Annotated in this window: 20 protein-coding genes and 1 pseudogene; 5 read left to right on the top strand and 16 right to left on the bottom strand. The window is 43.6% G+C overall.

Annotated elements, in window-relative coordinates:
* Positions 1-256 precede the first annotated feature (256 nt).
* The 6 genes from moaB to surE all read right to left on the bottom strand — a co-directional run bounded on the left by moaB (position 257) and on the right by surE (position 6,957).
* Positions 257-787 (bottom strand): molybdenum cofactor biosynthesis protein B, encoded by a 531-nt coding sequence (gene moaB / locus HL061_RS12305; RefSeq protein WP_212563746.1) that lies wholly within the window; start codon positions 785-787, stop codon positions 257-259.
* A gap of 111 nt (positions 788-898) precedes the next feature.
* On the bottom strand, positions 899-1,999 hold the full coding sequence (gene moaA / locus HL061_RS12300) for a GTP 3',8-cyclase MoaA (protein ID WP_071003389.1): 1,101 nt from the start codon (positions 1,997-1,999) through the stop codon (positions 899-901).
* Positions 2,000-2,121: 122 nt separating this feature from the next.
* Positions 2,122-3,417, bottom strand: a complete 1,296-nt coding sequence (glp, locus tag HL061_RS12295; RefSeq protein WP_252962884.1) for a gephyrin-like molybdotransferase Glp — start codon at positions 3,415-3,417, stop codon at positions 2,122-2,124.
* A 355-nt stretch (positions 3,418-3,772) separates the two neighbouring features.
* Entirely contained in the window at positions 3,773-5,071 is a 1,299-nt protein-coding gene (locus HL061_RS12290; RefSeq protein WP_240365299.1) for a lytic murein transglycosylase, read from the bottom strand.
* Between the two features lie 68 nt (positions 5,072-5,139).
* On the bottom strand, positions 5,140-5,928 hold the full coding sequence (locus tag HL061_RS12285) for a peptidoglycan DD-metalloendopeptidase family protein (RefSeq protein WP_252962883.1): 789 nt from the start codon (positions 5,926-5,928) through the stop codon (positions 5,140-5,142).
* 183 nt (positions 5,929-6,111) lie between these two features.
* Positions 6,112-6,957 carry a 5'/3'-nucleotidase SurE gene (surE, locus tag HL061_RS12280; protein ID WP_252962882.1) on the bottom strand — a complete coding sequence of 282 codons (846 nt, stop codon included), beginning with the start codon at positions 6,955-6,957 and terminating at the stop codon, positions 6,112-6,114.
* Between the two features lie 786 nt (positions 6,958-7,743).
* Here surE and HL061_RS12275 point away from each other — a divergent pair.
* Both HL061_RS12275 and HL061_RS12270 read left to right on the top strand, forming a co-directional pair.
* Entirely contained in the window at positions 7,744-8,178 is a 435-nt protein-coding gene (locus HL061_RS12275; RefSeq protein ID WP_058025084.1) for a hypothetical protein, read from the top strand.
* 512 nt (positions 8,179-8,690) lie between these two features.
* A complete protein-coding gene (locus HL061_RS12270) occupies positions 8,691-9,857 on the top strand; it encodes a D-alanyl-D-alanine carboxypeptidase family protein (RefSeq protein ID WP_252962881.1) in 1,167 nt (388 codons plus the stop codon).
* A 182-nt stretch (positions 9,858-10,039) separates the two neighbouring features.
* Here the strand turns inward: HL061_RS12270 and HL061_RS12265 are convergent, their stop codons facing one another.
* From HL061_RS12265 to ndk, 10 genes are all read right to left on the bottom strand, one after another.
* Positions 10,040-12,001 (bottom strand): ATP-binding protein, encoded by a 1,962-nt coding sequence (locus HL061_RS12265; protein WP_252962880.1) that lies wholly within the window; start codon positions 11,999-12,001, stop codon positions 10,040-10,042.
* 184 nt (positions 12,002-12,185) lie between these two features.
* Positions 12,186-13,607, bottom strand: coding sequence for a ribosome biogenesis GTPase Der (der, locus tag HL061_RS12260; protein ID WP_252962879.1), 1,422 nt, complete (start codon positions 13,605-13,607; stop codon positions 12,186-12,188).
* Positions 13,608-13,923: 316 nt separating this feature from the next.
* Positions 13,924-15,144 carry an outer membrane protein assembly factor BamB gene (gene bamB / locus HL061_RS12255; RefSeq protein WP_252962878.1) on the bottom strand — a complete coding sequence of 407 codons (1,221 nt, stop codon included), beginning with the start codon at positions 15,142-15,144 and terminating at the stop codon, positions 13,924-13,926.
* Positions 15,145-15,302: 158 nt separating this feature from the next.
* Positions 15,303-16,097: a tetratricopeptide repeat protein gene (locus HL061_RS12250; protein WP_240365305.1), complete on the bottom strand. Its 795-nt coding sequence runs from the start codon at positions 16,095-16,097 to the stop codon at positions 15,303-15,305.
* Between the two features lie 70 nt (positions 16,098-16,167).
* A complete protein-coding gene (gene hisS / locus HL061_RS12245) occupies positions 16,168-17,469 on the bottom strand; it encodes a histidine--tRNA ligase (protein WP_252962877.1) in 1,302 nt (433 codons plus the stop codon).
* A gap of 121 nt (positions 17,470-17,590) precedes the next feature.
* On the bottom strand, positions 17,591-18,706 hold the full coding sequence (gene ispG, locus HL061_RS12240; protein ID WP_071003372.1) for a flavodoxin-dependent (E)-4-hydroxy-3-methylbut-2-enyl-diphosphate synthase: 1,116 nt from the start codon (positions 18,704-18,706) through the stop codon (positions 17,591-17,593).
* A gap of 117 nt (positions 18,707-18,823) precedes the next feature.
* Entirely contained in the window at positions 18,824-19,645 is an 822-nt protein-coding gene (locus HL061_RS12235) for a helix-turn-helix domain-containing protein (protein WP_320157875.1), read from the bottom strand.
* Positions 19,636-20,571 carry a type IV pilus biogenesis/stability protein PilW gene (pilW, locus tag HL061_RS12230; RefSeq protein WP_227517153.1) on the bottom strand — a complete coding sequence of 312 codons (936 nt, stop codon included), beginning with the start codon at positions 20,569-20,571 and terminating at the stop codon, positions 19,636-19,638. The genes HL061_RS12235 and pilW overlap by 10 nt, the downstream gene beginning before the upstream one ends.
* A gap of 215 nt (positions 20,572-20,786) precedes the next feature.
* Complete coding sequence (rlmN, locus tag HL061_RS12225) at positions 20,787-22,016, bottom strand: 23S rRNA (adenine(2503)-C(2))-methyltransferase RlmN (RefSeq protein ID WP_186474867.1); 1,230 nt, start codon at positions 22,014-22,016, stop codon at positions 20,787-20,789.
* A 300-nt stretch (positions 22,017-22,316) separates the two neighbouring features.
* The gene (ndk, locus tag HL061_RS12220) at positions 22,317-22,748 is read right to left on the bottom strand and encodes a nucleoside-diphosphate kinase (RefSeq protein ID WP_058025095.1); all 432 of its coding nucleotides are present in this window, start codon (positions 22,746-22,748) and stop codon (positions 22,317-22,319) included.
* Between the two features lie 348 nt (positions 22,749-23,096).
* Between ndk and HL061_RS12215 the strand changes: the two are divergent.
* The 3 genes and pseudogenes from HL061_RS12215 to HL061_RS12205 all read left to right on the top strand — a co-directional run.
* Positions 23,097-24,158, top strand: a pseudogene (locus tag HL061_RS12215) (transposase); the annotation flags it as partial.
* An 83-nt stretch (positions 24,159-24,241) separates the two neighbouring features.
* Entirely contained in the window at positions 24,242-24,853 is a 612-nt protein-coding gene (locus HL061_RS12210) for an IS607 family transposase (protein ID WP_058025651.1), read from the top strand.
* Positions 24,850-26,004, top strand: coding sequence for an RNA-guided endonuclease TnpB family protein (locus tag HL061_RS12205; protein ID WP_093071385.1), 1,155 nt, complete (start codon positions 24,850-24,852; stop codon positions 26,002-26,004). Before HL061_RS12210 ends, HL061_RS12205 begins: the two co-directional genes overlap by 4 nt.
* Positions 26,005-26,142: the final 138 nt, after the last annotated feature.

The following is a 26,142-nucleotide window of genomic DNA, read 5'->3' as shown; positions in this document are numbered from 1 at the left end:
TGTTCCAGACAAGGCACAAAGCGATGATAATGCAGATGCCTTAGCGAGATTGGTAACGCAGTATGGGGCAATTTTAGCATTAGCCCGCAGGGACAGGACTCTTTTTTGCCGCTTCATCGTTAAAAATAAGCGCTTAGAATGATAGAATGACTAAACTTATTATTTTTAACATCGAATCGCCTAAAAAATAGTCGCTGTCAGTGCCATGGTCGAATGTTCAACACGCCCTAATTATTTATCATCAATTATTTATAAATCAGTCATGACTGGGGTTTTGTGCCAAAAAATGCGGCACAAAGTTACACGGACGAGTACGGCTATCAAACTGCTCTTTTAGGATATTTTCCCACCCTGTACGGCACGCGCCCGATGAACCTGGTAGACAAAAGATACCGGTACCATTGGCCATACCAGCCACTGCCCGCGACTGCACCGTAGACATACCAATCTCGTCTTTTGAGATCAAACGGAACATCTCACCAAAACCATCAATCGACTTATCAAATAGTACGCTGACAGCTTCTGGCATGCTATCTCTAATAAAGAACCCTGTACCACCTGTTGTGATGACCGCGTGCACGTCTGGACTGGCAATCCAGCCACTAATGACCGCTCTAATCTGATAGATATCATCAGTGATCAGCTGACGGTCTGCCAAATGATGTCCAGCCTCGGTCAAGCTATCGGCTAGATATTGACCTGACGTGTCTTCTGCCAGCGTACGGCTATCAGAAACAGTCAATACCGCAATATTAAGAGGGGTAAACGGTGCAGCAGGCTTACTCATAAAAGATCCTTTATAGATATAATTTTATAAATGTATTAAAAAAAGCTTATGTCGGAAAAGCGATAGCAAAAACAGCATCAGTTATCATCAGAATTAGAGACTCAGAATGCCTTAACCACCGATTATCGAGAGATTGTGCATGATACCACTGTTCGAGTCATGCAGATGATGATGCTCAGGCTTAATCGGCATAAAGCTATGTAAAGTGTTTACCAGTCCTTGGATATCGTTTTGTTGTAAGTATGGACGAATATCGTAATTACCTTGGTCAAATAAGCACAGATGCACCTTGCCCTGACTACTGACTCGCAAGCGGTTACAAGTATCACAAAAGTGCGCCGCATAAGGGGCAATCATACCAACACGGCCGACATAATCAGGGTGACTGTACTCGACCGCTGGACCATCGGCACTGCCACGCTCGTGTGGCTGCCAACCATGGTCTAACAAATAATCCGTGATGATATCAGACTGAGCATGTTGGGCAAAAAACAAGTCGCTATTGTCACTGGTCTGCATAAACTCAATAAAACGATACGTTACTTGCCTGTCTTTGACGTAGTCGATCGCGGCGATCAGGTTTTCAAAGGCAGTCTCTGCCATCAAGACGCTATTTATTTTAAGTTTGATATCCGTCGTTTCTAGCAAGGTATCCATATCTGCCAGTATCTGCGGTAAAGTATCAAAACCTGTCATTTTGTGAAAAGTGGCCGCATCAAAACTGTCCATACTGATATTGAGCTGATCAAGTCCAGCCGCTTGCCAGCTGGCTAAGTGTTTACCCAACTTATAAGCATTGCTGGTCATCGCTACTGTTTCAATACCGTCCGTTTGCTTGATCGTTTCGATAATCTCGACAACATCACGGCGAATAGATGGCTCACCGCCTGTAATTCTCACTTTTTTGGTACCTACTTGGGCAAAGCCGTGCACCAATGTCGCAATTTCAGAAACGCTCAACTCATCGTCAGGACGTTTGCCCTGATAACCATTTGGCAAGCAGTACTCACAGCGAAAATTACAAAAATCCGTAATAGATAGACGCAGATATGTCAGACGCCGTGCAAACCCATCCGTTAAGGGCTGATGGATTTGGGTTGCCTGATCAATCGGCATCACTAAATTAGACGGTATATAGCTGTCAGACAGCACAGGTGCTGACGCAGGAGAATACAGTTTTGGGCTGTCTATTTTGATATTGTTGTCATTCATATATTACTGCCATCAGTATTGCTTGCCATAAGCGTTACTTTATTATTCGTGTTTAGCATCCCATTGCTAGATTGCTTTTTAATTTAGTTCCATCATTTTATAGCAGATTGGCAAACGGTGAATTAGCGATGCAACCAAGGAAACGGCTGTACGGTAACCTCACCACCAGATACTACGTTGCCACTGTCTTTGTCTAATACAATAAAGCAATTGGCGCGGCTCAGCTGTTTTATTCTGTGTGATTGTTGACTTGAAAAGCATTCAACTTGGTAATGACCCGCCTTATCTTGTGACAATACGCCGCGCTGAAAGTCTTTGCGGCCAGGGAACTTTTTGATGTCATTTGTGAGTTTAGCGTTGATCGTTAGCGGCATCGGCTGCTCGGACACACTCGCACCTGACATTTGCCATAATGCGGGTATCACAAACTGTAGCGCGCCCACAACTGTGGAGAGCGGATTACCCGGTAGACCAAAATACAATACGGGCTTATCGAGATTTTTATTTAACTCGCCAAATACGAAAGGCTTACCAGGTTTCATCGCCACTTTATAGTGGTTGATTTGCCCAAGCGTTTCGATCACCCTCGTCAGAAAATCATAATCGCCGACTGAGACGCCTGCTGTCGATATGAGCACATCACAGTCTTGCATGGCTTCGTTGACCGCAGCTGTCGTCTTATCCAAATCATCAGGAATGATGCCATAGTCACGAATGATTATAGGTAAACCAGACAGTAAGCTTTTGAGCGTTGGGGTGTTTGAATTATATATTTGGGCTAGATGTTCCAGCTCATCGCCAATAGCGACGAGCTCATCGCCTGTCGCGAGCACACCGACGACGAGTGGTTGAAACACGCTCACTTCGCTGATGCCTAAATTTGCCAGCAAGCTGATATCGGCGGGATTAATTCGTTTTCCTATCTTTAGCACAGCTTCGCCAGACTCAACCTCTTCGCCTTGCGCACGGATATTATCGTTGGTTTCGGCCGTTTGCGTGAGAGTGATGCTGTACGGCTGAGTCTTATCAATGGTCGCTTTGATATCAGCAAAGTTGGTATTTTCTTGCATGATGATTGTATCACAACAGTCAGGGACGACCGCGCCAGTAAAAATACGCACACCCTGCCCTGCTTTTGTCTCACCAGCATAGGCACTGCCTGCTTGAGACTCACCAATGATTTCAATCGTCTTGCCTTCTGACAGCTCACTTCCTTTTGCAATGGCATAACCATCCATAGCAGATAGATTCTGTCTTGGCACATCAAAAGGTGATGCAATATCTTGCGCGAGTATGTGGTTACGGCTGTCTAATAGATCACAGATATTGACGGCTCTTTTGTGCAGCGGAAAATCCATATCATTATAATCATTGATACGCAGCTTTATTGCCGCTTGTAATTCTTCCATAGTAATCATAAAGGTATGCTCTTTTGATCGTTCTCATTATTTGTGATTGAATCTTTATTATTAAAAGCTGTCCTTAGAGTCTATCATTCACAGTGTCGATTTTGTTGTATTAACCTTGTTCTGATAAGTTTTGAAGATTGCGAGATCAAGCCAACTCAAATATTTGATGATTATCACAATATTTATCCATTCAATAAATTTCAGCAAAATCAGACATAGCCTGAGGCAAAAAAAGCACCTTGGCAAGGTGCTTTTTGTAGAGCAAGGTAACATGCTTAATTGATGATTAATGACTGATTTATAATAGCTAAAAGCGTTTATGAATCGTGACCTTCATACGGTGTATAAATACCGTCAGCTTACCTCACCAGCCAGCCAATGAAGAGGCGCTATTTTGAGTGATAAACCCATCTGGCGTTTGCCCATTATCTGCTTGCCAGCGCTGAAATGCCATGCGCGTGTTGGTGCCCACGATACCATCAGCCCCTTTGGTATCGTAACCCATGCTCGTCAGACGGCGCTGTAAGTTGGTCACTTGCGTGGTTGATAACGGACGCTCATAGCGGGGCCATGATTTTCGCAGACCACTTTGTCCATCAATCGTTTTGCCCAATAGGCTCACCCCTAGCGCATAACTCGACGAGTTATTGTAAACCTTGATAACATCAAAGTTTGGGCTTAGCAGCAATACGGGACCATCTTTACCCGCTGGCAACCAAAGCTCCATCTGAGTATTGGCATCTAAATAGACGTCATCTATCGTATCGACACCCATCGCCGCCCATCTGGCTGCAGGTTGCTTACTCCCCATCAGTGAATAATCAAACGAAGCAGGTACAGTCGCCTCATAAAAAGGTGCTAGACCGCGCACCCAGCCTGAGTTGCTCAGATAGTTGGCAGTAGAGGCGAGTGCATCACCTGTGGCCCAAGGGTTACGGTGACCGTTGCCATCACCATCAACGCCTTGCTTGAGCCAAGTCTCAGGAATAAACTGCGTTTGTCCCATGCCGCCTGCCCAAGAACCATCTAATTGCGACCATGATACGTCGCCACGCTGGAGTAGCGTCGCTAAGGATAATAGCTGAGCTTCTGCAAATTCTTGACGACGACCATCGTAGGCGAGACTGGCAAGCGAACTTGGCAAATCACTGTTACCTGTGACCGCGCCATATGACGACTCCATACCCCATATCGCTGCGATCACCTCTGCATCAACGCCATACTGCGACTCTAATTGAGACAAAAACGCACGCTGCTCTGCAAACTTGCGCTTACCTACGCTCACACGCCCACTAGAGACAGCGGAGTCCACATACTCCCATGGCATCTTAGAAAACTCAGGCTGTCCTGAATCCAATGAGATCACTTGCTGATTCAGATAAGCGGAATCGAGTAATCGGCGAATGACTCCCGCATCATAGCCTGAAGATATTGCACGCATAGAAAAGTCTGACTTCCAATCAGAAAAACTGCTATAGCTTGGCTTTGGGGCGGGCTGCGGCTTAATAACTGGCGCTGGTGTTGGCTTGACCTGCACGGTTTGGGTTTGAGTAATCTCAACGCCACCTTGACGCACAGGCTTTTTTTGCATGGCTTGCTGACTTGTACACCCGACCATCACTAATGCCGGCATAAGAGTGAAGTATTGTTTTTTTAATCTCATAAAAAATCTCAAACATAAATAAATAAAATGGACCAAAGCCGCCCAGCCATCAGCGACATGGCTCAATACTAACGCCCAAGTACCGTACGTGGATCAATCGGATTGCCATTTAAGCGAACTTGGAACTCCAGCCCCACTTGATTGGTCTGACCACTGCTACCCATCGTCGCGATACGCTGGCCACGCTGTACCATATCCCCTTCTTTTACCAGCAATTGGCTATTGTGTGCGTAGGCCGTGATGTAATCATCACTATGGCGGATCATAATCAAGTTGCCATATTCTGGTAGACCGTTGCCTGAGTAAAGCACCGTTCCTGATTGGCTAGCAAGTACTGGATCACCGACATTACCAGCAAACCACATGCCCATATTGCCCGCCGCTGGATCAATGTTACGCGTCACTGGATTGCGAGTAGGATAATCATAACCAGAGGTCGAATTGGCCGTTGCCTCGTATGCTGGCGTTCGAGACTGGGTTACAGGTGGGGTATAAGTTGGTTGCGACTGTGCTGGTCTGCTATAGCTGTTGTTACTCGCTGTGGTCGCTGCACCGCCCTGCCATAGTTTGAGCCATTGCCCACTATAAATCGTATATTTACTGTCCAGATTATTTAGTGCGCCAATCTGACGATAGTTAAGACGATAGCGCGCCGCAATTTGGCTGACCGTATCGCCACGCTGTACGCGATGGTAGTTAGGGACGCCTTGTGCGTTGGTAATAATCTTAGGACCTGCTTGGTTTGGTGATTGATAAGTAGGCTTGGTTGCACAGCCGACTACAGACAAGGTAGCAACTGCCATAGTGCCAATCAACGCCGCCTTAGCAAGGTGCGATCCGGTCATGATTCTTTTCATACAAGGTTCCTGTTCTTTGTGTTGCTTATCTATTGTTTTATCATCCAAAAGCGCTTGATATCACTCAAAAGCCTCCAGATATTGTTACTACAATTAGCGATCTAGCAGATGATTTATATCACTCGTACAGCAGGCGATATAGTGACTATCACCTATGTCATTGATAATCATATCCTATCGAACTTATAAATCTAGTGCCAAAAGCTTATCCAATGCCCCCGCTGGGGTATGGTGTAGACGTACTGGCGACAAACTGATGTATCCTCCCGCCACTGCTTGATCATCCGTCATGCCCGATGTTAATACAACATTTTTTTGATTGGTTGATTTAGCTGAACTGTCTAAGGGTCGCTCATTTTTGTGCTTGCTGTTTTTACATTTTCGTAGAGACAGCCAGTACGCATCTCGGCCGCGCGGGTCAATCATATGACGCACGGGCCGGGCGATCTGCTTGTGTCCCAACGAGGTAACCTTTCGCCCTTTGATATCACTGCTGCTATCCACATCAGGAATATTAACGTTTAATACATGATAGGGCAAACTTTTGAGAAACTCTAAAATCGAGGTATCAGTGAGCAATTTGACAATTTCATTTGCCACCACTTGATAATCACTGGCTGATTCTTGTCCACCATTTTTTACGCCGCCACCTACCAAAGACGTGGCAATAGCAGGTATGCCCAATAACTGCGCGGTCAATGCCGCGCCAAAGGTACCAGAAAACATCACGTCCTGTCCTAAGTTTGCACCTGAATTGATACCTGTAATGACACAGTCAAAATCCACGTCACGGTATAGCTCATGCAGCGCCAAATGAACGCAATCAGCTGGTGAACCATTAACCGCTATAAATCCCGATGGCAATTGATGCGTATGCAATGGCTTTGATACACTCAATGCACTAGCATAGCCACTCTGCTCCTCGTTTGGTGCGACTACCACGACCTCACCGATGGTCGATAGTGCTTGAGACAGTGCCAATAATCCTGGCGCATACACCCCATCATCATTACTAATTAAAATCTTCATGTCAGCTCAGTATGTTTGTGTCAAACCGTCTTTCTAGTAGAAATTTTTGCTACCGTACCATATCTTTATTCGTATAAAAATAGCAACCAAAGGCTAGGGCGTGTTGAACATTCGCAAATAGGCACTGCTGATCGCTAAAATTGTTCCAGACAAGGCACAAAGCGACGATAATGCAGATGCCTTAGCGAGATTTGTAACGCAGTATGGGGCAATTTTAGCATCAGCCCCAACGATAAAAGCAGGGGACAGGACTCTTTTTTGCCGCTTCATCGTTAAAAATAAGCGCTTAGAGTGACTAAACTTATTATTTTTAACATCGAATCGCCTAAAAAATAGTCGCTGTCAGTGCCATGGTCGAATGTTCAACACGCCCTAGTATATAAAATAAAAAATTTGGCGATTACTCTTGAAAGCCTTGTGATATCAGTACATTAAAACTAAATTATCTTGATAGCCCGAGCGATTATACCTGAACAATAGATAATCCCGAACTCAGTCTTTGACCAAAAACTGTCTGGCATTTTTGTCTATTGTTATATTATTTGCCTCAAACGGAGTCGAAATGAGAGAAATAAGGCAACGCGTTACAATATGCAACACCGTACAACAATACAAACTGATGCGTTTATACTGATGTGACTTCATTGGTATATGCTACTGATATGTTGCTGTAAAATGCCTTTGGCTCACAAGATATCTACACATAAATCAATATTTTATGTGACTTTTGTTTTTTTACCCATTAACATATCACCATCAAATAAAGATAAGCGAGTGTAATACTGAATGAAGAATCAATCGATATTATCTATAGCTTCTGTGATAGCAAAGACCGCCTCAAAAATCGGGCTGGCAGGACTGATAACGTCTGTTGCCATGCTGTCTCAAGCGTCTAATGCTGCAAACAATCCTGCGACTACTATTCCGCTAGATATGTCTGGCATTAATATCACAAAGCATGAAATTGCTGTGATGCAGGTACTATCAGAGATCTGTCCATCAATGCTGAACGGCAATCAAAAACAACGTTTTTATAAGTCTTATACCGTGCAATTGCATGAGCTGATGCCTTCGTTAGAAGATCCAAAAGCAGCGATTCAATATCTGTCAACGCAGCAAGACTATCGTCAGATACTGCAAGGTATTCGTAGCTGGACAATGGGCTTTTCAAAGCAAGAAAATAAAGCGCTATGCGAAGATCTTGCAAACGCAGAATATTAATCGCTAAAAAGCGTGTAAGCGTAGAGAGCCGTCTTGAGCGCTAGAAAAGCCCGTCATAATTAACGACAATAAACCATGGCCTTGTTCTTTCTGGAGCTCTACTCTCATCATCGTTAAGAACAATACTCTACACTTACCCATTAAGTTTAATGAACAAAAAAGCTTGCTGTCATTGCGCTTATAAACCACAAGCGGTACAGCAGGCTTTTTTGTGGTCGTTGAATTTATACTGATCAAAAGCTATCTATAGGTTAGTAAGAGCAAACACTTAATACCTACTCGCTTTTCTTTTTATTCATGCCTTACTTTTTTGCATTTATCGATTCCCCATCGGTTGGCATTTTGCTAAGATAAGGCGTTAATTTTATGTCTATCGTACAGTCGTTCTTGTTTTGATTAATACATTATTTTAGACATGATGTTTAAGGCATGCTGCTTAAAATAATGTATGAAAATTGACAGTGAATACAAGCGATAGATACATTTGGTTCCATGATGCGGTGTAATGATATATGACAGTAAAGCGTGTAAAAAATCAGCTAGTACAGCTGGTCGTTGGTGTAAGTATCTCAATGAGTGCAGTGATGGCAAACGCAGCCATACAACCACCTGAGATGGATAATACCGCCTATGTATTGATGGACTATAATACTGGTGAGATCTTGGCTCAAAAAAATGCGAATGAGTCATTACCGCCAGCGTCTCTGACGAAAATGATGACCAGTTATATCATCGAACAGCGCTTAGCATCAGGCGACCTCAAAGAAGACGACCAAGTACTCATGAGCCAAAATGCATGGTGCCGTGGTAGCAGCAGTCAGTCTTGCATGTATGTGCCAGTCAATAAGACCGCTAGTGTCATCGATATGCTACGCGGTATCATCATTCAATCAGGTAATGATGCGTCAAAAGCCATGGCTGAGCATATCGCGGGTAGCGAAGCATCATTTGCAATATTGATGAATGAGCAAGCGCAAAAGCTTGGTATGGAAAACTCTCATTTCGTCAACTCTACTGGCATGCCTGCTGAAGGGCATGAGGCATCAGCGCTGGATCTGGCCAAACTTGCTCGCGCTATTGTCAAAAACAGCGGTGATTACTACAGTATTTATTCCGAAAAAGAGTTTACCTATAATGGTATCACTCAGGGCAACCGCAACGCCCTACTCGCAACCGATCCTACCGTTGATGGTCTAAAAACGGGCCATACTGATGCGGCAGGTTATTGCTTAGTCGCTTCGAGTAACCGCGACGGTATGCGCCTCATCTCTGTCATCATGGGCACCAAGAGCCAGCAGGCTCGTGCTGATCAGTCGCGTGAACTACTCAACTGGGGCTTTGGCCACTTCACCACAGTGACCAAAGCACCTGCTGGTCAGTTCGTTAGCAAAGTTCCAGTATGGTTCGGAGAAGCCGATGAGGTAGAACTGGCAACAGGTGATAACTTACAAATCCTAACCAGTAAAACGCAGAAGAATAAAATCACGACCGTGGTTGATATTCCTGACAGCCTAGAAGCACCGATTAAGAAAGGTCAAGAAATCGGCAAGATGATGGCCGTTATTGATGGTAAAGCTGTCGCATCTGTTCCTATTATTGCCACCAATGATATCGAACAATCAGGATTCTTGAGCCGTACTTGGCAACATATCGTACGCTGGGCAAAAAACCTGTTCTAAAAAATTTTAGAGCGTATGTTTTTTCAGCCTAACTCAATTCAAGAAACAAAAAAGACGCCTTAAAATTGGGCGTCTTTTTTATTTGTTGTAAAAAAATCCTGGCTTGTTTGTGCTTTTTATCAGGAAATTACATCTAACGGGCTAGGCGATTTTAAAAAGCCAAATGTATTTTTTATAGTGTTTTAGATCCATACTAGCCAACGTTTTAACAAGTCACTCAAAGCCTTGTGCTCATAAGTCGTACTATGACAGTAATCGATGCCAGCTGCTTTTAAACCATACTCGAAATTATCGACATAACGCGCTTGATGTTGGGGGTACCAATATATCAATAACGCACGTTGCACGCTTTCTTCGTTTTCATGTTGGCGAATAAGCTTGGCTAACAGCTCAGCTTTGTCCGCGAGCACGTCCTCAGCGAACATCACCATATCGACCTTCTGTGCTCTTATCTCATTCATCACTTGCTGTACGTCCTGGTGACAGATCACCGTAGCGCCCAGATACTCTAGCTCATTGAATAACGCACCCGTCTCTTGATCATAATAATAAATAATCGTTAGCCCATTTAAGAGCCGCTGCTGGCGAGATTGTTGTTGGTTTGGCATTACTAACGTCAACGTAAACTGCGTCCCTGATCCCAAGGTACTATCAACTTCGATGGTCGCCCCCATGAGCTGCACCAATTGCTTAACCACAGGCAAGCCCACACCTGAGCCTTCATACTGGCGCGTTTGTGACGAATCCACCTGAAAGAAAGGATTGAAAATATCATCAATATGATTGCTATCAATACCGATGCCCGTATCTTTGACACTGATTTTCCAACGATTACTTTTATCAAAATGCGTCAGTTGTGACGTGATCACTACCTGTCCAGTAGGAGTAAATTTAATGGCATTACTGACTAATATGGATAATATTTGTTGAATTTTTGCTGAGTCGCCATAAAGACTGTAATCTACATGATGAATATTACTGGTTAACGCTAAGCCTTGTTGATTGGCTATAGGTTCAAACTTTATCAAAAGATCAGATATCAACTGTAGCGGATTAAATTCATTGTTATGAATTTTTATTTGTCCTTTTTGTATCTGATTTAATTGAATAATATGATCCAGTGATAGCACCAGTTTATCACTGCCGTTGCTAATAATTTCGACAGCGTCTTTTTGCTCTCTAGTTAAGGTTTCGTAGTCCAATAACTGTAGCCCGCCCACGATAGCATTGAGCGATGTTTTTAGTTCATGGGTAATCATGCTTTGAAAATTATGCAACTGCACATCAAGCGAGACATCTTTGTTATGTAGTTGCTGCTCAAAGGCAGCAAGCGTATCATATCCTTGCTTGGCTTCTTGCAGTCGATCAAACAAGATAGCCAAGGCCTTTTTTATTTGTGTCAGCTCTTGAAAGTTAAAGCGCTGCGGAATAATAGGTAGCTGCTCTAGCTCTGCGTTTTTGATGATAATACCGCAGACACCATTTAATGCTTCGATATCTTTGACCGGCCAATTCAGCTTTCGAAAAATATATATACCTGAAATAATAGTCAGTAGTAACGTGGTCAGCCATAACGGAATAATGCTACGAAACCAATGTAAACGCAGTACTTTCACATCCATAGTGATGTTGATATAGCCAATCAGCCTGTTATTCCTATTCGTGTTACCGATCGATTCATCCGTAACTGATGACGCGCTCATACTCTCAGACAGATCTGTCGCTAACTGCTGATTAGATGTGGGCTTATTGGGTCTGACACTCACAAAATCTTCGTACTTACTAACGACAGGATGGTTGAAGCTGACCGTATCGGCAAATAAAGCATTTTTCCAGTCATCTAGTGATTGGCTGATATCGTTGATAGGCTGGGATGTGGAATAAAACACGATACTCTGAATGCTCGGCTCATTTTCTAATAAAACATTCACTTGCTCAGCGACGACGTCAGCGCCGTCTGGCGTCGATGCACTGGTTGTTAGTAACGAGGCTAACTGCTGGACATGCTGATGTTTTTCTTGGTAATGATGCACCAAACCATAAATAAAAGGCAATACAAAACCTGCCAGCAGAGCCAAAATTACGGCCTGTCCAACAGAGCGCCAAATGAGCATAGAAATGGTTTGAGACGAACGATTGTTCATATCACTCTACTGAGTCAAGAAAAGTTTTACTTATATTACAGGTATTTGAGAGATGTGATAAGCGAAAGATTGAGGTAATTAGCGAGTATACTGAACTGCTAAAAAAAGCACTATATGATTATAGTGCTTTTTTATTTTACCCTGCTGAGCTGCACGATAAAATAAGTCATAGCAAATCATGTGATTAACGAGACTTTTTATCTTTGGTAGTGAATTTTTTTGCACGATTGCGCTCACGCTGACGCAATTGCTGTGTTTTTGCCTTGGTTGGCGTGTCGCTCTTATTGGCGTATGGGTTGTCATTTTGTTTAAAGATGACATTGAGCGGCGTACCTTCAAGCTTAAATACTTGACGGAACTGGTTCTCTAAGTAACGCTGATAGCTCTTAGGAAGCGCACTGGTTTGATTGCCATGGATTACGATAACAGGTGGGTTGTGACCACCGATATGTGCATAACGTAGCTTAATACGGCGACCAGCAATAGTTGGTGGCGGATTGGCAGTGACAGCATCTTGCAAGATTTGCGTCAAGCGATTGGTAGAGACTTCAAACATTGAAGACTTATAAGCACGCAAGATAGATGGGTATAAATTACCCACACCAGTCCCATGTAGTGCTGATATCAAATGTACTTTTACATATGGGATAAAGTTAAAACGACGATCCATCTCAAGCTTAATATAGTCCCTTTGATCTGGCGTCAAACCATCCCATTTGTTGATCGCGACGACTAGAGCACGACCAGCATCAAGTGCATAGCCAATCATATGCAAATCTTGGTCAACAATACCTTCATGCGCATCAATGACAATGACAGTTACATTAGAGTCTTCAATCGCTTGCAAGGTTTTGATAACAGAGAATTTTTCTACTTTTTCATCGATTTTACCGCGGCGACGTACACCAGCCGTATCAATCAATACGTAGTCTCTGCCCTCACGCTGATAAGGGATATAAATACTATCACGCGTCGTACCAGGCATATCGAATACCACCACTCGATCTTCGCCCAACAGACGGTTAACCAGAGTTGATTTACCAACGTTTGGACGACCGATAATCGCAAGCTTCAAACCGTTTGGCTCAACTATATTCTCTTGCTCAGGCATATCAGCCGTTAAGACTTCAAGCAAGTTGCCCACACCGCGACCATGACTGGCCGCCATCGGATACGGCTCGCCCAATCCTAACGCGTAAAACTCTGCTGGCGCTGCCTCGTGGACACCATCAACTTTATTGGCAACGACATAAACCGGTTTGCCTAGGGTATGCAAAAACTTGCCAATCTCAGCATCAGCACCAATCATACCAGCACGAGCATCAACGACAAATACAATGATATCTGCTTCGTGAATCGCAGTATGCGACTGCTCAGACATATAGTCATCGATATTACCGCTGCCGTCATCTGCTTCACCAATACCACCCGTATCCACAACGATGAATGACTTATCTTCATAAGTTGCATCACCGTATTGACGGTCACGAGTCAATCCCGACAAATCAGCAACCAATGCCTGCCGACTTTTTGTGAACTGATTGAATAAGGTGGATTTACCGACGTTTGGACGACCAATTAAGGCGACCACAGGCTTGATACTCATGGGTTACTCTCAGTGAAAGGCACAATGACGGACAGTACAATTATTCTTATGACCATTGATATAACAATAGTAACGAATAGGGCTGCACTTAACCGCAAATTAAAATGAATGATAAAACAATAGCAAAAATAGTAGCTAGCTATTTTTTGGCTAAAAAATAATTGGGACGACTAAATTATATATAGTATATATGGTTAACACATCGGTCGCATAGAGTACGCGAAAGCCTGTACTTAAACAAGCGATTTACACAAAGCACTAAACGCTGACTAAGCAGCGTTTGTGTTTTGTAGATAAAAACCAGTGTACTGTTTTATCAGCGCGTTAACTGCCAGATAGCAACTTGTCCTGACGTGCTTTGAGTCATCAGGCGATTGCCTTGTACTTGCAAGTTCGTCAACGTCCCTTTTGTCTGCACGCGGCTAACAATATTGCCAGTAGCAGGGTCAAATAAATGTACCACACCGTCAAAATCACCGACTGCAATATAATTGCCAATCATGACAGGATTGGTTAGGTCACGATAAGCCAGTGCCTCACTTTCCCACAATGTCTCGCCACTATTGCGATCATAGGCAACCACTTTACCATCTAGGCTAGTAGCAATCACTTGCTGAGGGTTGACGGCAAGTGCTTTTAAACTAGCAAGCTCATTGACAAACATCACTTGACGTGAGGCCAAATCAATACCCAATAGCTGACCACTATAACTAATCGCAAACAGCTGATTTTTATCCACGATAGGCTTGCCATCGACATCGCTCATGCGCTCAACTTCGCTGCTTCCAGACCCAATGCCAACACGTCTTGACCACTTTGGTAAGCCATTATCAACGGTGACTGCATGCAAACGACCATCAGCAGTCGCCAACAATGCCGTTTCATTATCTAGCAAAGTTGGTGCCGCACTACCGCGCACGCTGATCGCTGGTACTTGTGTCGCAAACTGCCACACTGATTCACCAGTCTGTAGTGATAAGCCATGCAAGAAGCCATCATTCGCTGATAATACCACACGATTATTACTGATAAGCGCTGGGGATAAAACCGACCCTGACAACTGCTGCTGCCAGCGTTTTGCGCCAGTCATAGTATCAAACGCCATTACTTGACCATTGCGAGTACTCACAACCGCTGTCTGACTCAGCGCATCCAACGCCACACCGCCTGTGATCTGATCACCGACGTTAACCGACCATAAGCGCTCGCCTGTCTGATTAAACCCTATCAGATCACCACCGCGTGATGCCGTAACGATTTGCCCATTGGCGTAACCAACTTGCAAATCTAGAGGGTCTTTCTTACTGGCTTTTTTGTTACCTACATCGGTACTAAATACTGGCTGGAGCACGTTGATCGGTTGCGCAATCTGTACCAATTTTACTGGGTCATTAACCACTGGCTTGATGCCGCGGTTACACCCAATCACTGCAGTGCTCATTACGGCAAGTACTGCCACATGCATGACTGTCTTCTTGATAGTCTGACTACTTAACGTAGTTTTTAACATTTTGCTAGAGCGAATAGATTGAGTCATTATATGTTCTCACTACAAATGAATTATTATTAATTGGTACATTGGCCAACAGCACATTAGTCATTATGACGTCGTATCAAAAAGCATTTAATCGATTGCTACTGCTCAATACTAGCTTAGTGATTTACCGAGCTTAGTAATTTACTGAACTTAGTGACTTACTGAGCAGCTTCAACGCTCGTATTTTCTGAGTTTTCAACCACTAATGGCTGCTCAGGAGTCGCTGATTCTTGGATAAGACTGGTGGGCTCAGCAATTGGCTCAGGAGTGATACCCAAGCTTTCCATCTTTAAGGCCAATACTGCACGCGTTTCTTGGCGGCTACGTAATAGCTCCCAAGCATTATTGTAAGACTTAATCGCTGATTCTTTGTTGTCTTGTGCCAAGTAGATATCACCCAGCAGCTCTTGCTGACTGGCTTCAAACGAGCTTGGCATATCGTTGTTGGCTTCTGACAAGGCCGCATCTGCATCGCCTGTCGCCAGTAACGTCTTGGCATAACGCAGCTGAGTGATTGCCTTTAGACCGGCATCGCCCAGATCGATTGCTAGCGCTTGCTTAAATGTCTCAGCTGCCGCCGTAAAATCATCATTATCGACCTGTTGGCGAGCTTTTATCATCAGCGCTTGCCAGGCATAAACTGATTCACCATGCGTACTGACTAAAGCATCAATATCTTTGTCTAGCTGTGTACGGCTCTGTACCAGCGACTCTTGTGCGTCGGCTTCTAGATCTGGATTTTGCGAAGCCAAGCTGACTTCTTCATTCAGTCGTTGGATATCGGCATATTGATCAGCGGCGACAGTATCTACTCGCGCATGGTTGTTCTGCCAGTATGTCCAGCCAAAATAAGCAGCCAGTGCCAACAAAATCGCAGTGACAATATAACTACCATACTGCTTTAACGCTTGCATGGAGTTGTCTGCATTCGGCGAATTGGGGGTCAGAGCCATATATATTTACCTGATAAAATGTACATTAAATTGCTGATGCCAAAATCAAAACTGCGGCGTTGCAAGACGATTATTTACGAGAAAAGTTATCTTTACTCGATAGCCAGTCTTGTGTGACAGTCTGCTGCTCACCCGTCTGCATGTCTTTAATACTGACGGTATTATCATCCAGCTCTTGCTGTGCGATGATGACTGTCAATGCTGCGCCGGACTTATCTGCCTTTTTCATTTGCGCTTTTAGACTCGTTGCACTTGCCATCTTCACGCGTACATCTGGACGACTATAACGTAGGTTTTGTGCGTAGCTGATACCTGCACTATAAACGTCAGGATGCGCCACGACAAAGACATCACAAGCGGGTTTGTCAGCAATCGGTGCCACGGCTTCCATCAGTAGCAATAAGCGCTCGAGCCCCATCGCAAAACCAATAGCCGGTTCAGATTTTACAGGTTTTTTATCTGACTTATCATCGTTTGTACCTATGGACTTTAATTGTCCAACCAGACCGTCATAACGACCACCAGCGCATACCGTCGCTTGACTGCCAAGCTTATCCGTTACCCACTCAAAGACCGTTTTATTATAATAATCAAGACCGCGCACCAGATGTGGATTAATCTCAAAATCGATACCAAGCGCAGTCAGATAAGCTTGAACTTGTTCAAAATGCGCCACACTCTCTGTACCCAAGAAGTCAGCAAGCTTTGGTGCGTCTGCTAATACTGCCTGCGTACTTGCCTCTTTACTATCTAAGATACGTAATGGGTTGGTCGTCAAGCGACGTTTGCTGTCTTCGTCTAATTGATCTTTTTTGTCCGTCAAATAGGCAACCAGCGCTTCGCGATAGGCATGGCGTTCATCAAGCTCACCTAGGCTGTTTAACTGTAAGTGCATCTCATCTTTTAGGCCCAGTTCTTGCCACATCAGATGCGTCATTGCAATCAGCTCAGCATCAGCGTCTGGTAGCGCACTACCAAAGCTTTCAACACCTAGCTGATGAAACTGACGATAGCGGCCTTTTTGCGGACGCTCATAGCGGAACATTGGACCAACGTACCAAAGCTTCGGCGTGTCCCCACGCAATAAGTTATGCTCGATAACGGCACGTACTGCTCCTGCTGTACCTTCAGGACGCAAGGCCAAAGGCGTGGGTGGCTCAGATTTATCAGTGAAGCTGTACATCTCTTTTTCAACGATATCTGTCGCACCGCCAATCGCACGTGCGAATAGATCAGTTTGCTCAACGATAGGCAAGCGAATATGCTCATAACCATATCTACCAAGTACATCAGCCAATATCGCTTCTAGATGCAGCCACTTTGCTGATTGGTCAGGCAAAATATCATTAAACCCTTTAATAGCTTTAATCATGATACGGTCATGTCCTTAAAATTTAACAATTATGTCTATTATTGTTATCTACGTATTAACAAAAAAAATGTGCTGCCTACCCTTTGTTTACACAGCAAAAAGCAGATACTTGCATTGCGACTTATTTTACGCGAATAATCTCGTTCTCACGCTTTTTCGCCAAATCTTCTGCATGGGCGCGAACCATACTTTCTATTTCATCGACTACATTGTCGGTATCGATAAGATGACTTTTTTGACCCATACGGTATACCAGTGATCTTGGTGCGGCACCAACGATACCGATATCTGCTTCTTTTGCTTCGCCTGGACCATTCACTTTACAGCCAATCACGGATAAATCCATTGGTTCACGGATGTCTTCCAAACGTGATTCTAAGGCCGTCATCACTTTAATCACGTCAAACTCTTGACGCGAGCAGCTTGGGCAAGCGATAAAGTTTACGCCATTTGAGCGGATATTAAGCGACTTTAAAATATCAAAGCCAATTTTGATTTCTTCTTCAGGCTCAGCCGCTAACGAGATACGAATCGTATCGCCAATACCGTCTAATAACAGACCACCAAGCGCAATGGCAGATTTGACAGCACCAGTACGGTAGACACCTGCTTCAGTGACACCTAAATGCAGTGGGTTATCAATCTGCGCTGATAGCAGGCGATACGCATCCAATGTCAAAAACACATTACTGGCTTTGACAGACACTTTGTATTGGTCAAAATTAAGACGCTCTAAAATGTCGATATGACGCATTGCTGACTCAAGCATCGCCTCCCCAGTCGGCTCAGTATACTTACGCTGAATGTCTTTTTCTAAAGAGCCTGCATTGACGCCGATACGAATAGGAATATTGTGATACTTAGCACAAGCAACCACTTCACGCACCTTGGCATCGCTACCGATGTTACCAGGATTGATACGCAAACAATCAGCGCCGGCTTCAGCCACTGCTAAGGCAATCTTATGATCAAAATGCACGTCTGCAACCAAAGGTACGCTCACCAATTTACGAATCTCGCCAAAGGCTTTGACGGTATCCATCGTCGGCGTTGATACGCGCATCAAATCAGCGCCGGCTTCTACGCAGCGCTCGATTTGGGCGACGGTTGCCGCCACATCGCAAGTGTCAGTGTTGGTCATGCTCTGTACGCTAATTGGCGCATCACCACCAATCGCAACATCGCCGACATAGATTTTTTTGGTCAAACGGCGGTTAATAGGCGATGGCATTGACATAGATAAATCCTTAAATCAAAAATAGAAAAACCACAGGCTTGTATATATAAATGAGCTTAGACGTATAGTAGTTTTATTAAACGCTAGTAATCATGCTCGATAAGAGGCCAATGATGACTAAGGTACTAGCTCAAAGGTAGCTTGCTTATCCGTTGCATAAGTATCTAAAGCAACCGTTTCTTGATTGAGCATCAAGCTAACATTATCGATATTATCAATTTGTACACTAAATGGTGGCACGCCTGTTAGGTCATAGTCACCTGCCGTCTGTGAACCACTGATGAGACTATTACCCGATGCATCCGTGATGCTAACCACAGCATCATCGGTCAACTTCACGTTTAAAAAAGCCGTATCTGCACTGGCAGCACCTAAATTCAACGCAGAGCCAGACGCACCGATATCACTTGCATCATTGCTAATCGCAGCCCCTTGCGCTTGCTCAATAGCAGATACATCTTCAACAGTAGAGACAGGCTCTTGGCTATTTTCTTTACTCGCATTACTCACCATACGGAATAAAAATACTGCCAAGATAATGAGTCCAATCACACCGATGATCAATAGCGGATTAAAACGAATGCGATTGTGTGTATCGCGTTGCAGCGTGCCCATTGGTTGCAATGGTGTATCAGTATTATTGACCGATTTGGCTTTGAGTTCACTGGGGTAAGCGGCATCAAAACTACTCGCGATTTTGGCTGAGTCTAGGCCCAAATATTTGGCATAGTTAATAGCGAAGCCACGAGCAAATGCCGCTTGCGGTAATTCAGCAAAGTTTTCGCTCTCTAGTGCTTCTAGATGACGTTTTAAGATAAATAACTCGGCGGCTGCCTCTTCTAAACTGACTTGCTTCGTTTTACGGGCTTGCTGCAACGTGGCACCAAATGATCCCTGAGCGTTAGATTGAGTGTTTGATGATGGGGTGATCATTTCCATGGTGCCTCTGGATTGTTAAGCCAAGTCTTAAGTTGTTTCGCTTCGTCGCTCAATGGATAAGCGGATAAAAGCTGCTGTGCCAATTGCTGGCGAGTTGTAATGTTGTTTTGTGCTGCCGCAAGTTTGATACCTTGTAGGAGCAATCTAGGACTGATGCCCTGCCCTTGTACCAATATCAAGGTCTCGTCATACAAGCGCTGAGCCTGCGGTACTCGCTGCTGCTCAAGCAATAAATCTACCAGCTCAATATGAGCAATAATACTATTGCGATTGCCATCTAGGGCCCGCAAAAACGCTTTAGCAGCGGCACTATTGTCACCCAACTGAAGGTATGTACGCCCTAAATTCTCTAACGCACCGATACGGCCTTCATAACCTAATGAGGCGCCTGCAATCTCAAACTGCTCTGCCGCCTCACGATAGCGCTTCATCTGTGATAAATAAACACCGTAATTATTGTGTGCTTGCACAAAGTCTTTATCCAGCGCGATGGCTTTTTTAAAGTACTGATCGGCTTTTGCAAGATTGATGCGGCTGCCTTCTTGCTGCAACAAAACGCCCATCATATCATAGGCTGGCGCGTAACGGCTATCAGCAGCAAAGGCTTTTTCGAGTTGACGCTGCGCCGTATCGAGCTCATTTTTGCGGATATATTGTGCAGCAAGTGAGGTACGTACACGAGCAATTTCTTGCTGATCTAAGTTGCGGTCACCGCTGGGCTTCGTGGATGTCTGATAAGGCGCGATGCCTGACAAGTCATTGTTTGGTGTACTCTGACAGCCACTTAGCAATGATAATGCGAGTGCGGCAGCCAGTAATGCGCACTTCGGTGCAGTGACTCGGTTCGTCACCACACCTGCCTTTTTATAAAGGTTAAAAAATGGTTTTTGCTCTACCAACTGATAAAAATTTTTAGAAGTCATCATAGCCGCCATCATAAAACTGTGGTTCAATGCATTCGATCTTCGAGGCATCAGTTTAATAGATTTAGCCCCTATAAGTACAATTTAGTTGTTATTAATTGCTATGTTCTTCAATCTTGACCGTTATTGATACATTTTCATTACCGTTGCGACAGATAAAAGACAGCTAAGCTTCTTTTAGAACAGACGGATATTTATCCTGTCATATGCAAAACGTATCAAACATTTTCACGATCTTTGATGCTTTGTTGCCATGCAGCCGAGCGTCTGGTACGGTCAGCCACTTGTCCGACCAATTGACCACAAGCGGCATCAATATCATCACCGCGTGTTTGACGAATGGTGCAAACAAACCCAGCTTCACTCAGTATATTGCTAAACGCATGAATGCGGTTGTTGCTTGACTTATCGTACGACGCATGTGGGAACGGATTGAACGGAATAAGATTTATCTTACTTGGTAGCCCTTCTAATAGCACGACCAACTGATGAGCATGCTCATTGCTATCATTGACACCATCAAGCATCACATACTCAATCGTGACGTGCTTTTTATGACGCGGATTGACATCATAGACGTAGTTTTTTGCAGCGGCAATCAGCTCTTCTAGCGGGTACTTTTTATTAATTGGCACCAGCTCATTACGCAGTTCATCATTGGGGGCATGCAGTGAGATAGCCAGTGCTACATCGATATCTTGTGCTAGTTGGTACATTTTAGGTACCACGCCTGAGGTTGACAAGGTCACTCGACGTTTTGATAGTCCATAAGCGTGATCGCTCAGCATCAGCTCCATTGAGCCAACCACTGGTTTATAGTTTAATAATGGTTCACCCATGCCCATCATGACCACGTTGGTGACATTGTTTTCCCACAGGCTATGATCAACGTGTTCTAGACTATCATTGTTATCAGTCATATAAGAGGCATTGGCCACCCACAGCTGACCGATAATCTCAGCAGCGCTTAAATCACGCTCAAAGCCCTGCTTACCAGTACTGCAAAAACTACAATCTAGCGCACAGCCCACTTGTGAAGACACACACAAAGTCTTACGACCATTTAATTTACTGTCATCCGCTGGAATCAATACCGTCTCAACCAATGAGCCGCCCGTCACTTCAAACACCCATTTACGCGTACCATCATCACTATATTGACGATGAATCACTTTTGGTGGCGTAACGCAGGCATTGGCTGATAACTTATCCCGCAATGATTTGCTCAGATTGGTCATCTGCTCAAAGTCAGTGACTCCGTGCTGATATATCCATTTAATCACTTGCGTCGAGCGAAATGGCTTTTCACCGATACTTTTAAAGTAATCGGCAAGTTGCGACTGCGTCATCCCTAATAGATTGGTCTTGGCCTGCGCCTCATCTACTATCTTGATACTAGCCGTCTTGTTAGTGGGTGTGTGTTGGATCGGTGATTGAACAGTGGACATAATAGGTAACCTTTTGGCATAAGCCATGAACGTCGTTATACAATTAAATGATGCATTGAGCAATCCGTTATGAGCGCAAAATTTGTCCTATATAGAATGCAAATAATTATCTATATTGACAATGTGCTGATAAAGGATTGATAACGCTAGTAAATCTAATAATGAGGCAAGCGCCTATGAATTTCAATAAGCAACGACACTGTTATTACATATAACAGCTAAAACGGCTTATACCCATAAGATATAAGCCGTCTCGCGATACTATTTATTAACAATCAATATTGCAAATAATAGCTGCTATTAACGCGTACGTGCACAAACTTCGTCTTCATTGAAGAAGTAGCTGATTTCACGTGCCGCTGATTCAGCTGAATCTGAACCATGTACCGCGTTTTCATCGATGCTGCTAGCGAAGTCAGCACGGATAGTGCCTTCAGCAGCTTCTTTAGGATTGGTTGCGCCCATGATTTCACGGTGCTTAGCGATAGCATTTTCGCCTTCTAGTACTGATACCAATACTGGACCTGAAGTCATGAATGATACTAGGTCGTTGTAAAATGGACGCTCAGCGTGCTCAGCGTAGAAACCGCCTGCTTTTTCGTCATCAAGTTGTAGCATTTTAGCGGCAACAATTTTTAGACCAGCTTGCTCAAAACGATCATAGATAGCACCAATGTGGTTGCCAGCAACTGCGTCAGGTTTGATGATAGATAAAGTACGTTCGTTAGCCATGAAAAGCTCCTAATGGATGAGTGGGTTAAAAAATTGAACTAAAATAAGAAATGAAATAGCAAAGAAGTCGCCTTATCACGAACCTCTCATTTTATCTCCGACTACTATATTGGCTTAGACTTATTGAAATGGTTCATGATTTATCAATATAAATATAAATTCAAGACAGACCAAAACAGAATTATTGCTTATCAAAACGTGAAAAAGGACTCCACCTGATGTTAGGGTGGAATTGAATTTCGCCTAGCGTTTCGTTTATTATATTATATCTTTACACAAATAATATATTGAAATAAATTATTGTAAACTTTAGAGTTTATATTATATCAAAAAAAATGAATCGGCGTTATGAAAATCAACAAAGCGTATAAATTTAGGCTTGAGCCTAATGCAGAGCAACAGATTATTCTAAATAATCTTGTCGGCTCTGCACGCTTTGTTTGGAATCAAATGCTAGCGATCTCATTTGAGATGTTTGCCAAAAATGAATTTATTAATGCCACCAACTTGGTTAATAAAATCATGGTTCTAAAGAACAATCCTGATTTTGACTTCTTAAGAACCCATGCCAATGCTGTGTCTTTACAACAAAAAGTACGTGATCTTGCCTCTGCTTGGTCACGATTTTTCGACCCTAAAGTTCATGCTAGGCTCAAAGAAAACAAAAAGAAGTTTCGAAAACCCAAGTTTTTTAAGCTAAGTGATGGCACAGAGATTCAACTACGACAACTGATGCCAAGATTTAAACGTAAATCCGATGGCTGCGACTCAATCAGGCTTGTTCAGTTTGATAAATATTGCCGTGTTGAAGGTAATCGCGTCAAACTACCTAATGGCGTGGGCTTTGTAAAATTTAAAAAATCACAAGATATCATCGGCACCATTAAAAACGTCACCATCAGCAAGAAATCAGGTCACTGGTACGTGTCGTTTGGCACTGAGCGAGCATTATCTGAGAACCCAACTCACCCCTCCAAAAGCGCCATAGGTATTGATTTAGGTATCACTAAACTCATTACCACCTCAGACGGTCAATACATCAAACCCAAAAACAGCTTTAAAGCCAATCAAATTAAACTTGCCAAATTGCAGCGTCAATTAAGTAAGAAAGTAAAGTTCAGTGAAAACTGGAAAAGGCAAAACCGTAAGATTCAAAAATTACACAATCACATCGCCAATATTCGCCATGACTACTTGCATAAAATCACTACCGCGATCAGCAAAAACCACGCCATGATTGCCTGTGAAGATTTAAAAGTCGCCAATATGTCGAGATCAGCTAGCGGTACGATGGAGAAAAAAGGTCGGCATGTCAAAGCCAAATCAGCATTAAACAAATCAATCTTAGATCAAGGCTGGGGCATGATGGTTAATATGTTTGAGTACAAGCAACAATGGCAAGGCGGGTTGCAAACAGTTAAATAAAACATATACAAACCTACCTATTTATTACTATAATAGATAGATTATATCTATAATATAGAGAGCAAGTTATGGGGAAACTGGTTAGTATTGGGGAGGCTGCCAAACATTTCGGGGTTGCTCAATCCACATTAAGACGTTGGGATGAGGATGGTACGTTAGTCGCCAAGCGAACCGAAAACGGGCATAGGCGATATGATTTAAGTGAAATCAGACCGCATTCCTTGAATACACCACCTAAATTAGACCGAAAAACCATTGCTTATGCTCGTGTGTCGAGTCGTGATCAAAAAGACGACTTACTTCGCCAGTCTCAAGTTTTGGAACTTTATTGTGCCAGGCAAGGCTGGACTTTTGAGACGATTACCGATCTTGGTAGTGGAATGAATTATAAAAAGAAAGGCTTAAAAGACCTGCTTGATGACATACTGAGCAATAAAGTTGAACGGCTGGTAATTACCCATCAAGACAGGCTTTTACGATTTGGTGCAGAACTGGTTTTCATGTTGTGTGAGGCTCGTGACGTTGAAGTGGTAATAATCAATCAAGGTGAAGAGTTGAGTTTTGAGCAAGAATTAGCCCAAGATTTATTGGAGATTATCACCGTATTTTCAGCGAGGCTATACGGCTCTTGCAGCAAGAAAAACCAACAATTAATAGAGGCGGTTAAAAAAGCATTATGATCCGTGGACACATTATCGAACTCAAGCCAAACAACGTACAGGCAAATCACCTTGCTCGTGCTTGTGGCGTGGCGAGAAAAGCCTACAACTGGGCTTTGCATGAGTGGCAGCGGCAGTATGCGCTTGACAAAGCGTACCGTGATGCGTGTTTGGCCGCAGGCGTTGAGGTTGATACTAAAAATCTAAACAAGCCCTCACAGGCGAAGCTCAGACGCGAATTGAACGCCATTAAGCGTGAATTATTCCCCTATATGCTGGAAGTGACCAAATGCGCTCCGCAGGCGGCAATCATGCAGTTGGGTGATGCTTATAACAACTTCTTTAAAGGCTTAGCGAAATACCCAACCGCTCGTAAAAAAGGCCGTGACGATAGATTCAGTTTATCCAACGACCAATTTGCCATTAAAGGTAAATCCATTCGTATCCCAAACTTGGGCTGGGTTCGCTTAAAAGAAGCTTTACGTTTTGACGGCAAGATCATGTCAGCCACCATCTCTAAACGTGGCGGTAAGTGGTTTGTTAGTGTGGCTGTTGAAATACAAAAAGCTGTAATTCCTACTAAAAAGACAGGTAAAAGCGTTGGTGTTGATCTTGGTATTACCGACTTACTGGTTTTATCAGACGGCACTAAAATTAAAGCGCCAAAACCACTTCAAGCAAACCTTAAAAAACTAAGAACGCTAAACAAAGCGCTCAGTCGCACTAAAAAAGGCAGTAAAAACAGAGAAAAAGCGAAAACCAAGCTCTCTCGTTTGCACTATAAGATCAGGTGTATTAGGCAAGATTCTCTCCATCAAATCACAACAAGTCTGGTTAATGAGTTCGATGTGATTGCGATTGAGGATTTGAATGTCAAAGGTATGGTTAAGAACAGGCGGCTATCAAGAGCTATCAGTGACTTGGGTTTCTTTGAGTTTAAGCGACAGCTTATCTACAAAGCCACTGAGCAAGGCAAGGTTGTGAAATCAGTCGGACCCTTCTACCCAAGCTCAAAAACCTGTTCAAACTGCAATCATATCCTTGGTAAAGATGAGCTAACATTGAAAATGCGTGAGTGGTTGTGCCCTAACTGTCAGGTTTCTCATGACCGTGACCTCAACGCCAGCATCAATATTTTAAATAACGCGACTGTTATTTTAACAGCTGCATAATCCTGTTTATTGGACGGTGAGTTCCATCGCCAATTAAAAAAGTCTGTGGAGTCGTGGTCAGTCTAAATCTCAAATGAGAAATAGCGCGTGACAATGAAGCAGAAAGAAAACGTCAAACCTATCTAATAGTCAATATTG

This window comes from Psychrobacter sp. PSP (genome assembly GCF_024085615.1).
Taxonomy (GTDB): Bacteria; Pseudomonadota; Gammaproteobacteria; order Pseudomonadales; family Moraxellaceae; genus Psychrobacter; species Psychrobacter pacificensis.
Note: the sequence above shows the minus strand (reverse complement) of the source record. Positions and strands in the feature narration are given on the sequence as shown.

Coding starts and splice junctions, on each gene's coding strand:
- HL061_RS12285 (WP_252962883.1), bottom strand. CDS start 5,928: ATGAAAAGAATCATGACCGGATCGCACCTTGCTAAGGCGGCGTTGATT.
- bamB (WP_252962878.1), bottom strand. CDS start 15,144: ATGACTCAATCTATTCGCTCTAGCAAAATGTTAAAAACTACGTTAAGT.
- HL061_RS12275 (WP_058025084.1), top strand. CDS start 7,744: ATGAAGAATCAATCGATATTATCTATAGCTTCTGTGATAGCAAAGACC.
- rlmN (WP_186474867.1), bottom strand. CDS start 22,016: ATGTCCACTGTTCAATCACCGATCCAACACACACCCACTAACAAGACG.
- HL061_RS12235 (WP_320157875.1), bottom strand. CDS start 19,645: ATGGAAATGATCACCCCATCATCAAACACTCAATCTAACGCTCAGGGA.
- hisS (WP_252962877.1), bottom strand. CDS start 17,469: ATGATTAAAGCTATTAAAGGGTTTAATGATATTTTGCCTGACCAATCA.
- HL061_RS12210 (WP_058025651.1), top strand. CDS start 24,242: ATGGGGAAACTGGTTAGTATTGGGGAGGCTGCCAAACATTTCGGGGTT.
- der (WP_252962879.1), bottom strand. CDS start 13,607: ATGAGTATCAAGCCTGTGGTCGCCTTAATTGGTCGTCCAAACGTCGGT.
- pilW (WP_227517153.1), bottom strand. CDS start 20,571: ATGATGACTTCTAAAAATTTTTATCAGTTGGTAGAGCAAAAACCATTT.
- ndk (WP_058025095.1), bottom strand. CDS start 22,748: ATGGCTAACGAACGTACTTTATCTATCATCAAACCTGACGCAGTTGCT.
- HL061_RS12270 (WP_252962881.1), top strand. CDS start 8,691: ATGACAGTAAAGCGTGTAAAAAATCAGCTAGTACAGCTGGTCGTTGGT.
- glp (WP_252962884.1), bottom strand. CDS start 3,417: ATGATTACTATGGAAGAATTACAAGCGGCAATAAAGCTGCGTATCAAT.
- HL061_RS12265 (WP_252962880.1), bottom strand. CDS start 12,001: ATGAACAATCGTTCGTCTCAAACCATTTCTATGCTCATTTGGCGCTCT.
- moaA (WP_071003389.1), bottom strand. CDS start 1,999: ATGAATGACAACAATATCAAAATAGACAGCCCAAAACTGTATTCTCCT.
- HL061_RS12250 (WP_240365305.1), bottom strand. CDS start 16,097: ATGGCTCTGACCCCCAATTCGCCGAATGCAGACAACTCCATGCAAGCG.
- ispG (WP_071003372.1), bottom strand. CDS start 18,706: ATGTCAATGCCATCGCCTATTAACCGCCGTTTGACCAAAAAAATCTAT.
- moaB (WP_212563746.1), bottom strand. CDS start 787: ATGAGTAAGCCTGCTGCACCGTTTACCCCTCTTAATATTGCGGTATTG.
- HL061_RS12205 (WP_093071385.1), top strand. CDS start 24,850: ATGATCCGTGGACACATTATCGAACTCAAGCCAAACAACGTACAGGCA.
- HL061_RS12290 (WP_240365299.1), bottom strand. CDS start 5,071: ATGAGATTAAAAAAACAATACTTCACTCTTATGCCGGCATTAGTGATG.
- surE (WP_252962882.1), bottom strand. CDS start 6,957: ATGAAGATTTTAATTAGTAATGATGATGGGGTGTATGCGCCAGGATTA.